This is a genomic window from Candidatus Thiodiazotropha sp. AKAK2, from assembly GCF_058244685.1.
Genome location: NZ_JBSYOP010000007.1, coordinates 19779 through 35875, shown reverse-complemented (window position 1 = coordinate 35875; position 16097 = coordinate 19779). Strand labels below are relative to the sequence as shown.

The 16097-nt window shown below is 48.9% G+C and carries 11 protein-coding genes and 2 pseudogenes; 4 read left to right on the top strand and 9 right to left on the bottom strand.

Going from position 1 to position 16097, the window contains the following annotated elements; all coding sequences use genetic code 11:
* The first annotated feature begins 139 nt into the window (after positions 1–139).
* On the top strand, positions 140–439 hold the full coding sequence (locus tag AC4IE8_RS01995; RefSeq protein WP_083226080.1) for a transposase: 300 nt from the start codon (positions 140–142) through the stop codon (positions 437–439).
* Positions 440–991: 552 nt separating this feature from the next.
* Here the strand turns inward: AC4IE8_RS01995 and AC4IE8_RS01990 are convergent.
* From AC4IE8_RS01990 to AC4IE8_RS01970, 5 genes are all read right to left on the bottom strand, one after another.
* The gene (locus AC4IE8_RS01990; RefSeq protein WP_490790186.1) at positions 992–3286 is read right to left on the bottom strand and encodes a putative bifunctional diguanylate cyclase/phosphodiesterase; all 2295 of its coding nucleotides are present in this window, start codon (positions 3284–3286) and stop codon (positions 992–994) included.
* Between the two features lie 58 nt (positions 3287–3344).
* Entirely contained in the window at positions 3345–3572 is a 228-nt protein-coding gene (locus AC4IE8_RS01985; protein WP_490790185.1) for a diguanylate cyclase, read from the bottom strand.
* On the bottom strand, positions 3556–4380 hold the full coding sequence (locus tag AC4IE8_RS01980; RefSeq protein ID WP_490790184.1) for a GGDEF domain-containing protein: 825 nt from the start codon (positions 4378–4380) through the stop codon (positions 3556–3558). The genes AC4IE8_RS01985 and AC4IE8_RS01980 overlap by 17 nt, the downstream gene beginning before the upstream one ends.
* A gap of 360 nt (positions 4381–4740) precedes the next feature.
* Positions 4741–5535 (bottom strand): helicase-related protein, encoded by a 795-nt coding sequence (locus tag AC4IE8_RS01975; RefSeq protein ID WP_490790183.1) that lies wholly within the window; start codon positions 5533–5535, stop codon positions 4741–4743.
* Between the two features lie 329 nt (positions 5536–5864).
* On the bottom strand, positions 5865–6197 hold the full coding sequence (locus AC4IE8_RS01970; RefSeq protein ID WP_490790182.1) for a hypothetical protein: 333 nt from the start codon (positions 6195–6197) through the stop codon (positions 5865–5867).
* Positions 6198–6247: 50 nt separating this feature from the next.
* On the opposite strand from AC4IE8_RS01970, the gene AC4IE8_RS01965 reads away from it, so the two are divergent.
* Positions 6248–6430: a thioredoxin domain-containing protein gene (locus tag AC4IE8_RS01965; RefSeq protein WP_490790181.1), complete on the top strand. Its 183-nt coding sequence runs from the start codon at positions 6248–6250 to the stop codon at positions 6428–6430.
* Between the two features lie 56 nt (positions 6431–6486).
* Here the strand turns inward: AC4IE8_RS01965 and AC4IE8_RS01960 are convergent, their stop codons facing one another.
* The 3 genes and pseudogenes from AC4IE8_RS01960 to AC4IE8_RS01950 form a co-directional block, all read right to left on the bottom strand.
* Complete coding sequence (locus tag AC4IE8_RS01960) at positions 6487–10941, bottom strand: PAS domain S-box protein (protein ID WP_490790180.1); 4455 nt, start codon at positions 10939–10941, stop codon at positions 6487–6489.
* 215 nt (positions 10942–11156) lie between these two features.
* Complete coding sequence (locus tag AC4IE8_RS01955; RefSeq protein WP_490790179.1) at positions 11157–13049, bottom strand: sensor domain-containing diguanylate cyclase; 1893 nt, start codon at positions 13047–13049, stop codon at positions 11157–11159.
* A 271-nt stretch (positions 13050–13320) separates the two neighbouring features.
* A pseudogene (locus AC4IE8_RS01950) lies at positions 13321–13782 on the bottom strand (hypothetical protein); the annotation flags it as partial.
* A gap of 3 nt (positions 13783–13785) precedes the next feature.
* Here AC4IE8_RS01950 and AC4IE8_RS01945 point away from each other — a divergent pair.
* Positions 13786–13995 (top strand): EAL domain-containing protein, encoded by a 210-nt coding sequence (locus AC4IE8_RS01945; RefSeq protein WP_071891849.1) that lies wholly within the window; start codon positions 13786–13788, stop codon positions 13993–13995.
* Positions 13996–14255: 260 nt separating this feature from the next.
* Positions 14256–15176, top strand: a complete 921-nt coding sequence (locus AC4IE8_RS01940) for a GGDEF domain-containing protein (RefSeq protein WP_490790178.1) — start codon at positions 14256–14258, stop codon at positions 15174–15176.
* Between the two features lie 17 nt (positions 15177–15193).
* Here the strand turns inward: AC4IE8_RS01940 and AC4IE8_RS01935 are convergent.
* A pseudogene (locus AC4IE8_RS01935) lies at positions 15194–16040 on the bottom strand (transposase zinc-binding domain-containing protein); the annotation flags it as partial.
* Positions 16041–16097 lie beyond the last annotated feature (57 nt).

Genomic DNA, 16097 nt, shown 5'->3' with positions numbered 1-16097 from the left:
ACTGATCACGTGGAGTCAGAGTCGATGTATCATTCGCACTTTAAAGCGACGTCCCTTCAGCAGAAAAGGGATCAGTACCCTTAAGCCCATATAGTTAGTTCAATCATTCTTCAATAGCCATCTGAACAAGGATGTTAAAATGCCAAGAAAACGCCGTTTCTATTTACCAGGTATCCCTGTCCACGTGATACAGCGTGGCAATAGTCGCCAACCCGTATTCTTTGAATCTGATGACTATCAGGCCTATTTGGGATGCTTGAAAGAGGGTGCGAACAAACACGGTTGCGCCATCCACGCCTATAGCTTAATGACTAATCATCTCCATTTACTTCTAACACCCGAATCGTCTGAGGCGATCAGTAAAATCATGCAGTTCATAGGCCGCCATTATGTCCCCCATATCAATAATGCCTACAGTAGGTCTGGTACATTGCGGTAAGGACGCCACAAAGGATACGTGATTGACAATGACACGTATCTATTGTCTTGTATGCGTTACAGAGAACTCAATCCAGTTCGGGCGGGTATGGTAAAAAACCAATCAATTATCGTTGGTCCAGTTATCGGTCAACGCCACCCAGTACACTGACAAATTGACTACTCCTCATGCTGTATATCGACAATTTGCCCAAGGTTACCAAGAAGGCATTTTTTTATCTTAAATGATTCTGCAATGCACTAGCAGCTGATCGGGTTCACGATATCCGTACGACTGTTTAAACCGGCACGCCTTGGCAGTGCTCGCTTTTGCGAGCAGATTGAAAAGCAACTAGAGTGTAAAGTAGGTCAGGCAAGAAGAGGACGCCCAAATAAAAATAAAACAGTAATTAAATAAGTGAAATAAGGGTACTGACACCTTTTCCCCGATCGAGATTGGATCAGCTCACACTACTTGAACAATGCCTCCAATGTATCAGCCGATTGAGGCCGGTGAAAATAATAGCCTTGGAAACAACTGCAGCCGCATTCTCTCAGGAAACAGCACTGTTCTTCAGTGCTCCACTCCTTCAGCAACCACTTGGAGACACAGTTTATCTGCGAGCGTGATAATGGTCTCGACCAGGCTGGCATCCTCGGGATCGTTGCTGATATCACGAATGAAGGAACGATCGATCTTGATTTCGTCCACAGGTAATCTGCGCAGGTATGCCAGAGATGAATATCCGGTGCCGAAATCGTCAATACTGAAACGAACGCCCAACTTCTTCAATGTCAGCATCTTGTCCCGTGCCATATCCAGCTTATTCAGAAGTACGCCTTCGGTGATTTCAAGGGTCAGGCAGGCAGGATCAACATCACTTTCTGCGAGGAGGCGCTCAACCTTTATGACGAAATCCGGATTGAGGAATTGCCGTGGACTGATGTTGACCGACATTCGGCTAGGCAGCGGGAATCCTGGGAAATGTGTCCAGGTTTTGTATTGTTGGAGCGCGTTTGCCAGAACCCACTCGCCAATCTTCAGAATCTGTCCTGTGTCCTCGGCCACAGGAATGAATTGATCGGGTTGAATCAGCCCCCGTTTCGGGTGTCGCCAACGTATCAATGACTCCAATCCCAGTAGATTATTAGCATGATCGACCAGGGGCTGATAGTGCAATTGGAACTCCCGTCTCTCCAGCGCCTGCTGTATATTATTCTTCAGGTGCAGCAGTTCTTCTGCCGCATGCTGCATACTTGGCAGAAAGAAACGCACTGTATTGCGCCCTGCCTCTTTAGCCCTGTACATGGCGGTATCTGCATGACGTAGAATGTCGTCTGCATTCTCATCTTCCATTGGGAACAGTGCAATACCGATACTTGGGGTTACATGTAATTCGTGGTCCTGGATCTTATAGGGTTTTGACAACAAATCACGAATTTTTTCCGCATACATCTGAGTATATTCCGCGACCTTCTCGGTATCATCCCCAACTTCGCTGAACAGCAGTACAAATTCATCACCACCCAGGCGGGCGGGAGAGTCCTCATCGCGAAGATTTTTCTTGAGCCGTTCTGCGACAGCTTTCAACACAGCATCACCGACAGGATGGCCCAGTGAATCGTTGATGTGCTTGAATTGGTCAAGATCGAGGAACAGCAGGGCACCCTTTTTCCCATGGCGTCGACAACGGGTCAGGGTTTGACTCAGCCGATCCATTAACAGTCGACGGTTTGGAAGATCCGTAAGCGCATCATAAGTAGCTTGGTGCTGTATGAAATCGGCGTAGTGTTTGCTTTCGGAGATATCTGTCAAAGCGCCGACAATGCCAATAGTCCTGCCTTCTTGTACTACCGGAGCTTCATTGACCTGCACCCAAATTTTGCGACCTTTTGTGCCGACAAGCTCTAATTCATAAGATGGCTGTTGTTCACCGGTATCAATGGCGCGCTGGGTAATCTCAAATCCCTTTTTGTTAACCGGATGGTCGCTTACAAACTCCATCCAGCGCCGTTTCGCCTCTTCCGGTCCGCAGTCTAGAAATCGATGGGTCTGGGGGCTGAGATATGTGAGCACATGTTGATCTGTGTGAAAGTAATGTAAGTTGCTGCTGTACTCCACGATATTGCGTAGCTTCTCTTCGCTGGCACGTAGCGACTGCAGGGCTGAGCGCGTAGTGGCTGACAACCGATAGGCGACAAGCCAACTGAAGATCAGGACTGCGAGAATGACCGCGAATGATATCGGCAGGGAGGTGAGTAGTAGATAGCGTTCCCGAGTCTGGATATTACTGTTCTCGATGTCGATACCCAGCACGCCGGCCCGCTTGCCGTCGCTGCTGTAGAAAGGGGCGTATGCCGTGAGCCAGGTGCCCCATTTATCTGTGTAGAAGTCTTGTTCCACAAGAGGTTTGTCTAGCGAAGCAAAGTTTGTTTTAAGTGTTTCGCTGGCATCGTCGTATAGATCACCGAGGTGGGCAATCTCCTCAGGATTCGTTTCTGCGTCGAGCACAAACATGATCTGTCCATCCGCGCTCGGCACCATTGTGTATACGTAGCGGATTCCGGTGGCAGAGTCGCGGATGCGCTGCAGATCACGGCGTAGCCTGAGGTAGGTCGGACCAGACTCTTGTTCGGGTAACCTTAGGGTATTGTGGGCTTCGGCGTCGATCTGCAGAGCCGCAACCGTCACGATATCGTGTAGTTTCTCCCGCATTTCCTGGCGCAGCCGATCCTGGTACTGCCAATAGTAGACCCCGGTCATGGCCGATGAAATGATGAGGACGAGTAATGTAAGACTGACAAAGATACGCTTACCCAAGGCTACCGGGGAGTAATCAATCTGCTGTGAGGCAATCCTATCGGTCATTGGTGGTGTTTTTGAATTGGTTTAATATTGAATAAGTAACGGGAGATATTCAAGCAAACTATAGCGGTCCTGCCACTCGATTGCGCCCTCTCCGTTTTGCTTCGTAGAGAAATCGATCGGCATCTCTGATCATTGTATCTGTGTTGACGGCTTCCGTAATCGATTGTACACCCAGACTCAGGGTTATCTGATATTTATTTTCATCAGAGAAAACCGCTGATTCCACAGACAATCGCAACTTTTCCGCAACCTCCATAGCCTCGCGCCTATCAGTCTGGGAAAGCATAATCAGGAACTCCTCTCCCCCCCCACCTGGAAACCAGATCCTGTCGCCTTACAACAGAGGATAGAAGCTTGCCAAGCCCGATTAGAAGCTGATCACCAACGACGTGCCCATATGTGTCATTTATTCGTTTAAAATTATCCAAATCGGCCATGATGATCGAAAAAGGTGCGCCATGGCGGTTATAGGTACCGTAGGCTGCATCCAGTCGCGCCAACATTTCCCGTCGATTTGCCAATCCTGTCAACATGTCAGTGTGGGAAGCGTGTTCCAATTCGTTGCTGATCTCGATGTATCTTTTGTGCGTCCTTTCCCTCAGGAACTCGTAAATTGTCACCATAATGGACAAAGCAAAAAAGGAGGCAATAAACCTGACTTTAAAACTTTGTGGATAGTCTGCAGAGACAAAAAACACAGACGGGATATACATCACAACGATTACGATTATCAGTAGCACAAATAATGCGATGACTCCTCTTCGCAACCCCTGGAGCAACATTATTATCAGAGTCAATGGATAACACCACAGGGGGCCGGTATTATCGATTCCCCCTGTTGAGATGATATAGGTAAAAGCAATAACAACCGCAATTGAGATTCCATTGATTCCGAACGACGGATTTGTCGTCAGCCACATCAGGAACATTGACACCAATACCAGTAGGGTAATGGCAAGAAGCGTCAGCCCTAGGATTTGTCTGTCATTAACAATCGCAATGATCCCAAAGACGATCAAGAACGTCGACCCAGAAGCCCCAACCAACATGCTGAGCTGGTAACCACGTCTAAAGTCTGTATCTTTGATACTCATACCCGATTCATAGCTAACAGCAAATCAAAAACCGTTGAATTCATTCTGGCGGGTTACGATGGGATTTAGTTAGGATTATACATCAGTTCCGGCAGTCTTGATGGGAATTTCACTTCCGTTCGATATCCGGTTTCTCTTATCTGATAAAGACCTGTTTGTGATATCAGGAAAAACGCCGCCAATCACACATCTGTCAAATTGAAGATAAATGCATCAAAATGTCTATGTAGCGTTGAAACCTTTATAGCGGCCTAGATAGGGCATTAAAAAACCGGACGGTTTGATCTATTCTGGTCAAATGTTCACAGGTAAACTGAAGCAACAAGTGAAAACGATGGCGTTCATACTGACTACATGGAGTCAGAGTCGATGTAGTATTCGCACTTTAAAGCGACGTCCCTTTATCTTGTTATCGGACAAAACACGGATTGCTATTTTCCGCACACTGCGATCAACGGCGACATAGGCAACATGGTCGAAAATATCGATCTTTCCAACCAGTCCACCTTGTATTGCTTTATCTGCACTGAGTGCGCCGAGAATGTCGCCGGGACGAACTTTTTCTTTGCGGCCGCCATCGATACAGAGCGTGACATTCGGTGCGGTGAGACTGAAACCCTCAGGTATGTCTAGCCCTGCCGGTTGCTCCAGGCGCACTTCGTTCTTGAGATAGGCCTCAATGGCGTTGACGTGATTGGCCTCTGAGGCGATAAACAGATTAAGCGCCAGACCATTTCTCCCTGCCTGTCCTGTACGACCGATTCGGTGGACATAGATCTCTGGAACCCGGGGCAGCTCGTAGTTAATCACCGCGCCAAGTTCCTTGATGTCGAGGCCGCGAACTGCCACATCTGTAGCCACCAGTACCGGAACACTACCATTTGCGAAGCACACCAGTACCAGATCACGATCCTTTTGCTCCAGGTCGCCGTACAGTGCCAGGGCTTGATTTCGCTTGCCTTTTTGGACTTCATAGAAGTGCTGCCTGATCTTCAAATCGCTGTGATGTGAGTCGACGGTCACTTCAATCGGATCGCTTTGAAAAGCGGCACTCATTTCTCGAATGGTCTCGGGATAGGTGGCTGAGAAGAGCAGGGTTTGTCGTTGAGATGGGGTGGCTGAAAGGATCTCTGCCATATCGTCATGAAAGCCCATAAGGTTAGCCAACAATGCTGAGGCGAGTTTTAATGAGGAAACTGGGTTGTCGTAGAGTGCATTTCAGACCGATGAATAAACCGATGAGGATCGAACTAGGCAGTAATAATAACAGCTTGCTTCGGTAATTGATGCACTCTGTAGAATTCATAACACTCAGGAGATGACCTAGCCAATATACGACACTGGTGATGAGCGTACGACTGGTAGAAAAGGGCTTTGACCCCTGTTGCCCCCTTTAATCCAATACTGAGATCCCGGACTCAGATAAGAAAAAAGGGGTCAGAAAAAAGCCGCCCAAAGTCCAACTCCGGACGGCTTTTTATAGCTCAGAGAGCGAAATAAGGGTACTGCCCCCTCTTCTGCCCTGCCCTCTTCTGCCCCTTTTCTGCCTTGCGTCCCTGTTGGGGTCCGATGGCAACGCGGTAACTCATCGAGCAACCCAATACCTGTTGCATCGGATCCTCGTCTTGATCTTCCAGATTCAGGTAGCTGTTTTCCACATCGCGTTCCAGGATTCCCTCGCGCTCCAGAAATCCGGCAACCCGATGGCTGATCCTATGCACCAACTCCGTCAATTCCTGCTGAGCGGGTGTATGGGCACGATGAAATCGGCTTTTACCCCAGGGCGTGGTGGTGTAAACACCGTCCAGAAACAGCATGTGGAAACACACGGTATGAGTATCAGAATCCCGATCGACTGCGCGAGTATGTGAAGAAGAAGGGCAATACGCATCCGGTGGGGATAGATCTGCATCTGCCGGGGGAGGAGATCCCTGAGACCATGCGGGCGTATCAAACCCGAGGCACTCCGGAGATGGCCATCATCAATCGTAGCGGTATGGTGCGCTTGCAAAGATTCGGGGATTTGACCCTGCACTGGGTGAAAAGCTGATCGATAGATTGCTGGAAGAGCCCGGTATCTGAGACAGGCGGATCAATTCTCTTCTGCTACTTCATGGTCTGAGCCATCCACTCTTCAAACTGTTCAGGTTTTAATGGCCGGCTGTAGAGATAGCCTTGAGCTTCCTGACAGCCCTTGCCGTAGAGGAAAGCGGCCTGCTCCTGCTTTTCCACCCCTTCAGCTATCACCTTCAGATTCAGCGCCCGGCCCATACTGATGACGGCTTCAGCGATGGCCATGTCGTTGGGATCGACAGGTATATCGCGGACAAAAGACTGGTCAATCTTCAACTTGTGCACAGGCAATTGCTTCAGATAGCTCAGCGAGGAGTAGCCAGTACCAAAGTCGTCAATCGCCAGCTCTACGCCCATATCCCGCAGACTCGAGAGCACCTCGAAGGCGTGCTCGGAGGCGCGCATGGCGAAACTCTCAGTGACCTCCAGGCCCAGTCGTTCAGGCGGAAGGCCACTTTCGGTTAGGCAGCTTTTCACTAACTCGGGAAACCCCGCATCGTGAAGCTGCGGGCCTGCCACATTAACGTAAACGCGGCCAAATTCATGACCTTCGTCGAGCCAGGCTCTTGCCTGGGTTGTGGCTGTACGCAGTATCCAGGCACCAAGCTGTCTGATCAAGCCGCTCTGTTCGGCAACAGGGATAAACATGTTGGGTGGGATAAGCCCGCGTGTCGGGTGTTGCCAGCGGGACAATACCTCGAGGCCAACCAGGTTATTGGTATTGAGGTCTATCTGCGGTTGGTAGACCAGATAGAACTGGGACTGATCCTGGGCCTCGCGCAGGGCGCTCTGCACGAAGCTGTGCTCTTGCGCCTGTTCGGTCATCTCTCGGGTATAAAAGCAGTAAGTGTTCCTGCCCGCCTCCTTGGCCTCGTACATGGCTGCGTCGGCAAAGCTCAGCAGGGCGTCGGCATCCTTGCTGTTATCCGGATACAAGGCGATGCCGATGCTGGATGAGACCCGCAGGATATGGCTTTCCACATCGAACGGATCAGCGAAAATCTGTAGTACCTTTTCCACCACAGGAATGACTTCGATTGAGAGATGAAGATCTTCCAGCACCAGGCAGAATTCGTCGCCACTGATGCGGCCAACGGTGTCGCCAGCACGGGTGATTCGGGTAATACGTTCTGAAACCTCAACCAGCAGTTGGTCACCAACACCATGGCCAAGTGTATCGTTGATGTTTTTGAAGCGGTCCAGATCAAGAAACACGACTGCTACTTTGGTGCCTTTTCGCTCGGAACTGGCCAGGCTGTGAATGAGTCGGTCCCTGAACAGTAACCTGTTGGGCAGGCCGGTGAGAGAGTCATGGTGTGCCAGATGATCGAGGCGGGCTTCGGTGGCCTTGAGTGAAGAGATATCAGCGAACACGCCGACATATTTCTTTGGTCCGCCGTCATCCGGGTCTACTGAGCTGATGGTGAGTATTTCAGGATAGACGGTGCCGTTTTTTGAGCGATTCCAAATTTCACCGTGCCATTGGCCATTCTCCAGTAACTGATGCCACATGTCTTCATAGAAATGCTTGTCGTGTCGACCGGATTGGAGAACACGGGGGTTCCGGCCTATCACTTCATCCCGCGAGTAACCCGTTATTCGGGTAAAAGCGTCGTTGACATCGAGAATGTTACCTTCATGATCGGTAATGGTGACCCCTTCTCCGGTACTGCGGAAAACCGCTGCTGCCTCTATGAGCTTTTCAGCGTTCTTTTTCCGTTGGTCGATGTCCTCGATTACGGAGATAAAGTAGAGCGGTTCTCCATCATCATCACGAACCAGAGAAACGGTAAGCCGGATCCAGACTAACGCTCCCGATGACTTGATGTAACGTTTGTCCATCGAGTAGGTTTTGCGTTTGCCTGACAATACCTCTTTGACAAGGGCAAGATCCGCATCCAGGTCGTCTGGGTAGGTGATGTCCTGAAAGGTCTTTTCAAGCAGTTCCTCACGTGAATAGCCGACGATCTCTGAGAGCTTCTCGTTGACTTCAAGCCAATGGCCATCTGGAGCGACGCGGGCAATACCAACAGCAGCCTGGTCGAAGGTGGCGCGAAAGCGGCGTTCACTTTCGGTAAGGTCGCTCTCTGCTCTCTTACGTTCTGTAATGTCGCGACCTATACCCAGCACGCCGACAAGCGATCCATCGGGGGCATGCACTGGTGTCTTGGTGGTCTCCATTTGAGTGATATGACCGTCCGCATAAATCGCATCCTCTTCATTCATGTGGACTTTACCGCTGTCTAGCACTATCTTGTCGTTCTTGTGATAAGCATCGGCTATGGAAGGATCGAAGAGGTCATGATCTGTTTTTCCAATGATCCTCTCTTCGGATAGATCGAGGAACTGTTGGAAATGGGAGTTACATGATAGATATACCCCTTCCGGATCTTTCAGCCAGATCAGGTCGGGTATGGTATCGAGCAGGGTTCTCAGGCTCTTTTCACTCTCAATGAGTTTGGCTTCAGCCAGTTTCCGCTCAGTAATGTCCTGCACGATACCGGACATGCGTTTAATCTCTCCCGTCTTGACGAGTTCATGACCGCCCGCTCCCCGGATCCACCGTATTTCATTATCTCTCCGACGAATACGGCATTCGAAATTCCAGTCGGATTTAGTGTCTACAGAGTTGTTGAAATTGTTGTCAACGTCTGACCTGTCTACAGGAATGACGTGATCAAGAAACATTTCATAGGTCCACTCAGGCAGCAGTGAGTCATAACCGAATATTTGATCATGCTTCAACGTTCGGTGTACCGTGTGATCCACAAGATTAAGGTCCCAGCCGCCAGTATGACTGCGATCCAGGGCAAACCTCAGCCGTTGTTCACTTTCATGAAGCAGACTCTCTATGCGTTTCTGTTCTGTGATGTCCCTGACTATTCCTTCTACGGCCTGCACAGTTCCATTCTCATCTTTCACGTAATGGACGTTTGCCGATGCCCACCAGGTAGTGCCATCTTTTCGCTTTAACTCGGCTTCAAACCCCTTCACGGATCCATTTTCATTCAATAATTGTAAAAGAATATTGCGCTCTTCAGGCCGGACATAGAGTAATTCGGCTGCATCGATTCCGATTATCTCGTCTGGTGTAAAGCCGGTCATGTGTTCGATGGATGGTGATACAAATATAACTTTTTCGTCTAGACCGACCTGGTACATCATGTCCGGGCTGTGCGTAATAAGATTTTTATATTGCTTTTCGCTCTCGCGTAAGGCGTGTTCTGCTTCCTTGCGATCAGATACGTCTATCAGGCAGCCGTGAATAAATGTTGCCCTGTCGGTAGAGTCCCGATCATTGACCTCGCCAAGTGCTGATAACCAATGCATGCTTTCATCAGGCCAAATAACACGAAAATCAAAACTGTATTGATCAGATCCTCCTGCTGATAGACACTCTTGGATAATCCCGTGGACCGAGTCGCGGTCTTCTTCGTAGATGGAATCAAAAACCTGCTCAAATGAAAGCCCCTTAACGGCCAGATCTTCTGGTATCCCGCTAAGTTTCGCAAAGTGACTGTCCGCTACAATCATGTCACTGCCGATATCCCAGGACCATGTTCCAATACCCCCGGCAGAGAGGGCCAGCTTGAGTCGACGCTCGCTGTCTTTCAGCGCCTCTTCCGTGTTGCGAAGCCGTTTCTCAAGCTGAAGCTGGCTTTTTAAACTTTCAAGCTCCTGTTCCCGGTCATTCAGTGCCTGACGCAGGTGTTCTATGTGAGTGTCATAGAGTTGTCGAACGATATTGTTCCGGGTCACCAATCCTACGATGGAGCCACTCTCTCCAATCACAACCAGGCGTCGAATATGTGCCTGATCCATGATTTTGATGGCGTCCGATACGGGCATGTCGATAGGTATGGATCGAACAGGGTGGGCCATTACGCTGGAGAGGCTAATAGATTCCCCTTTGTTAATGGAAGAGGAGAGCCTAACCAGGTCTCGTTCGGTGAAGATGCCAACGGCAGCGCCCGCATCTTCCACGACTACGCACGAGATGCGGTCACGCGCCATGAGCCTGATTGCGTCATCAACAAGTGCATCGTATGGAAGGGTGATGACGCTACGGGTCATCAGCGCACCGACTTCCTTGAACCGCACCAGAAATTCGGTCCCCAGATGCTGCATGAAGCTGCTCTCGGATGCGATACCCGCTAAATGCCCCTGATCGTTGACAATGATCAGATGGCGAACGTGATGATCAGCGATCAATCGATAGGCCTCGCGATAATCCATATCCAATGGAGCAGTCAGAGGTGGCGTACCCATTACGTCCTGTACTGCGAGATGTTCGGAGTCTTGATGTCGATAGCTGATAATGACAGCGTCGCGCTCGGTAAAAATCCCAACCGGTACCTGTCCTTCGGTGATCACAATGGAGCTGATGCGCTGTTTGCGCATGAGTGCCAACGCATTATCCACAGTACAATTGGGTGGCACCGTGGTTACCGGGGCGGTAAGTATGTCGGCAAGTTCTAGCTTAATCATTGAGATGATATCTGTTATTAGAATTCAGGTTGATGCGTAAGTGACATATCTGAAAGCTATTCCGTTAAGTGTAGCATCGGGCGGCGCTGACAATATGGCTGACAGGCAGCAAGAATTTAGATCATATGGGGTGATAATATCACCCATATTCAGGTGGCCAAAACAACTATGCCACTACACTCCCTGCTCTCAGTCATCTATCAATATCCGCATCTTCATTCCTTTATGCAATGAAACTTATGCCCACCCTTCTCATCAGCAAAGCCCTTCAAACTGCGATCAAGACTTTTTAAACTACCCCATTCAATCCTGTCTTTACCCCTATCCTTTGCCAAGTAAAGTGCATCATCGGCACATCTAAATAGAGCCTCCACATCCATAGAAACACCATGTTCGTATGCCATCATTCCAGCACTGACTGTGATTCGCTCACCCCCGGTGTTGTTAAGCACCAAATCTGAAACAGATAGTCTCAATCTATCAATGAGATCAGAGGCATCATCAGTAGATGTCTGTGGCAAAATCAGTAAAAACTCTTCCCCGCCATATCGTCCAGCAATATCATATGTTCTTAGACTACTACTCAGGGTATTGGCGATCGCAACCAACACCTCATCCCCTACCTGATGGCCAAACTGATCATTAATCTGCTTGAAGTTATCCACATCAACAATGGCAATGCAGAACGATTGCCCATGCCTCTCAGATGCATTGATAACACCCTCCAACGCACGCAGCACTGCATGATGATTCAGCAAAAGCGTCAAACTGTCATGGGTGGCTAGCTCCTCTAGACGTTGATTACTCGCCTCTAGCTCTGATGTACGTTCTTTCACCAAAGATTCAAGCTTTTCGTTCAACAGGGTCAAATAGCCCCTTGCCTGCTGATCGGCTTGCTCTTTCTCTCTGTTTAATGACGCCACCCGCTCAGCCAGTGCCATACCCAACATCGTAACTTCGAAAACTGAGCCTAATTGTAATGCGTAGGCAGTCACAAAATTATGCGGTAAAACTCCCCAATAGTAGAGGCCGGAGATAAAAACAAAAATCAGGAATACGCCCCAGGCAATCAGAAAGTAGCGCGCAGCGAGATTACCACCACGATAGGCGATGACAGCTGCCAACATGACAATAGGAACAAGCACCAGACCTGAGAATGAGCTGACCCGCTTCGCAAATCCAGTGTAACCTGTGAGAGATAAGAAAATACCAATAGCCGCCAACACAGCGGTTAACCAAAAAAGATGATAGAAAGTGCGACTATATTGTGCAATATCGAGCAGCTTGCTCGAGAAAATCATGGCGGTTATCACCACAACACCAACAAAGAAACTGGGTGCCATGTCCTGCCACAAGGGAAACCCCGGCCAGATGAACTGAAAACCCAACCCTGTCAATGTGAAATTGAGTAATCCATAGAAGGTTAAGTACAGGGCATACCAGAAAAAAAGCGGTGATTTAAGAAATAACAAACCACCTATTGCTGATGCCACCAATAACACGATAGCACCAAAATAGAGCCCAAACCAAAGCTGTGACTGTGCAACATATTCGGCAAACGCAATCTGATTCCAGAGTCGAACTGGCAATTGAATTGAACCATTCGTCGTCAACCGCATATAGAGAGTCTTGATCTCACCCGGCACAAGATCAATGGTGAAGACATTCGTGCGAACCTGTACGTCACGTGCAGAGAATAAAAATGCATCTCCCCCAAGGCGCTTTCTGAAACTTGCCTGACCATCGGGCTCGTAGAGCTCGATTCGATCCATGAGTGGATAGTCAAGCTCGAGTAAAAAGGTCTGTGCGGAAGACAGATGGGAAGCCAGTGTGAAGCGCGTCCATACAGCAGCGTCGGTAAAACCGATTTTTCCGCCGTTAGACACATCCTGATATTGTGAATGTAGTGTTGCTGCACTGGCGCTATCGATATCCAGCTGGCGCTCAGGGTCGAGCAGAACCTGCATCACCCCAGTCAATGTGGCAAAACGGAAATCATCACCGACATCGGTCGAGTCAGGGTGTGTTTGTCCAAATACTGGAGGGCTTAGAATAATCAAAAGCAGGAAGATCGCTGGAAAAACTCGCGGTAACCAGTAACTGAACATCACCCACCCCAGGGTAAATCTGTGTAAATAGAATTCCTGTCTCTCTAAATTGCCTCCCTTCCCTAAGCCAAGCCACTACAAATTAGTGTACACAGGCATATTATGTGCCTGTATCAGGATTTTTACTATGTCCATACAAGAATACACTTCTGCAACACTGTATATGAAACCCTCTGATCAACACTCCACGAGATTCACCAGTCTCTGGGACACCCATTAAATATTTCCGATATTTCAAAGAGTTAATCTCAAATATTCCCTTTAATCACTATTAAGTAGTAATAAGTCGGTAATTATTCAGTGCTGATCGCTGTCCTCTGTGCCAGATTTTTTTCTGGAGCTGGGCATATGCTAACCAGTCTGAATCGGGTGAGATCCGTGCTGCCGGCAGCAACTCGGAGGGGTGTTCTAAAATACCCTTGGCCTGTAAGTGATAAAGGCTCTTGTCGATGACCGCCTGATCCTCGATACTGGCGATTATCTTGGCTTCACCTCCGCACTTCTCGCAGATAGAGACGTCAATATTGAACACACGCTTCAGGCGTTGCGCCCAGGTCATCGCCTTGTACCGCTGTTGCGGAGTCTTATCATCACTCTCATGAGGCTTTGATCCTTTGCCACGTTTGGCGGACATTACATCGACTCGGTATTTGCTGTTGGGCGCAAACACGCCATGAAACCGGGTCAGGTTCACCGTAGGCTTGGGTACCAGCGCCGCCAGCTTGGCGATAAATTTGTGTCTGATATCCTACAGGATGAAAATGATGTAGCCATTGCCAAAGCCATAATCAGTATGGCTACAAACTTGTCACTGGATGTATTGGCGGAGGGTATCGAGACTGAAGATCAGCTTAAGTTTCTGCTTCAGCAGGGTTGCAAATGTGGGCAGGGATTCTACTTTGCGCGACCGATGCCGGCCCCTGAGTTAGAAGCATTCATGTCGTAGCGTACCTTAAAAGTCGAGTAATGCCGAAATCGGCAAGCAAACCAGCTCAGGCTTGCCTATCCATCGAACTACTGACCAGGTTGCTGTGATACAGGAAGCCTTTCGATTCTTGACATTTCAAGCTGAAAATATCTTTAAAAATCTGGTATTTAACTGCAAAGCATCACGTGAGAAAAAGCCAACTAAAGATATCGGTAAATTTTCCGATAAAAAGGCTATGTAAAACTATAATAAAAAACCACTCATAAGAGAAATCAATAGTGGCTAATTTAACGACACCCTCTGCAACAACAATACAGCGTGTTTATCACCAACGCGTTCGTTTTCTCTACCAGGGAGGCGTGCGCGCTATCAGTTTTAACATCATCAATGCAGTTCTGCTTTGTTCTGTTTATTGGTTTACGCTACAGCCATCCTATTTAGTGACTTGGCTGATATTGATGACCCTGGTCTCAATAGCACGTATGACACACACCAGCCTGTCTCTGGAAAAAAGCTGGGAGTTCTCCTCGGATAAAAGCAAATTGCTTGAATTTCGCCTTGGAGTCTTTGTAACAGGAGTAGTTTGGGGGACAGGATTTGCTATTTTCAGCCCCGAGTTGAACGACACCTACACCTTGCTCTTCCTGTTTACCCTCGCAGGCATGAGCGCTGGCGCATTTTCATCCATGGCCAGTGACAGATTCACCTATCTACTCTACATCTTACCGATGCTGATTCCTGCCATATCCATTAGTGCATCGCAAGGAAATCTTCTAAGTCTGGTCATGACGATCATGCTCATACTTTTTACCCTCATGCTTACAGTCTCTCATAAGCTTGCAGCTAAGACCTTTGCTGATGGATTTGAGTATCGCTTCGAGCACGAAGATCTTGTGAAAGAATTAGTAAAGAAAAATGATGACTTGAACTCCCTGAATCATGAGTTAGAGAAAACCCAGAAGGAGCTAAGCAGGATATCTCTTTCTGATGAGTTAACCCAGATACCTAATCGACGGCATTTTATGCGAGTCCTGAAACTAGAAATAAAACGTGCTCGTCGGGAACATACGCCCCTGTCCGCCGTCATGATCGATGTTGATTACTTTAAGAAATTCAACGACGGATTAACCGCTTTGCGCATGGTTTCATTTTTGCTTCACCTGACTCTACCGCCCAGCCGGCGATTATGGGCCGGGTGACGGCGCCCGTTTGGGCTGACTTTGCGTCCCTGTTGGAGTCCGATGGCAACGCGGTAACTCACCGAGCAGCCCAATACCTGTTGCATCGGATCTTCGTCTTGATCTTCCAGATTCAGGTAGCTGTTTTCCACATCGCGTTCCAGGATTCCCTCGCGCTCAAGAAACCCGGCAACCCGATGGCTGATCCTATGCACCAACTCCGTCAATTCCTGCTGAGTGGGTACATGGGCACAATGAAATCGGCTGTACCCCAGGGCGTGGTGGTGTAAACACCGTCCAGAAACAGCATGTGAAATGCACGTTCAAATTGAGCGCACTGCCGAATCTTTGGAGCAGCGTCACCGCACCAGTCTGCGCGGTTTTTCGAGTGAATCCCGACTTCTTAATAAGATGGGACGAGATGGCCCTGTAAACGATCCCCAGCACCCGCCTCATCAGTTGCGGGCAGCTGGCAAACAGGAACCGCAATTGAAATGGGAAGCTCAGCACCCATTGTCGGATCGGTTGTTCTGGTAAAACCTCATCCACCAACAGTGCAGCACTTTCCGCCATACGTCTTGCGCCACAGCTGGGGCAAAATCCGCGCCGCTTACAGCTGAATGCTACCAGGTGTTCATGATGACATTCGCTGCATTGCACCCGCAGGAAGCCGTGTTCCAGGCGGCCACATTTGAGGTAATCCGCAAATTCCTGTGCCACATGCAAGGGCAAGGGCTTGCCCTGCATGGCCATCACATCCCTAAATTCCGGGTAATACTGCTCGATGATTTGATAGAGCAGCGTCTGTTCCGGCCGGTGACGTTTATAAGGTGGGCTGAGTGGCGATCGGTCCGTGATCGCTGCTTGAGACATAGCATACTCCATTCCATGGAGCTTTCAATATTCTCACAATGTTCTCAATGTAGCTATATGCTATTCTCG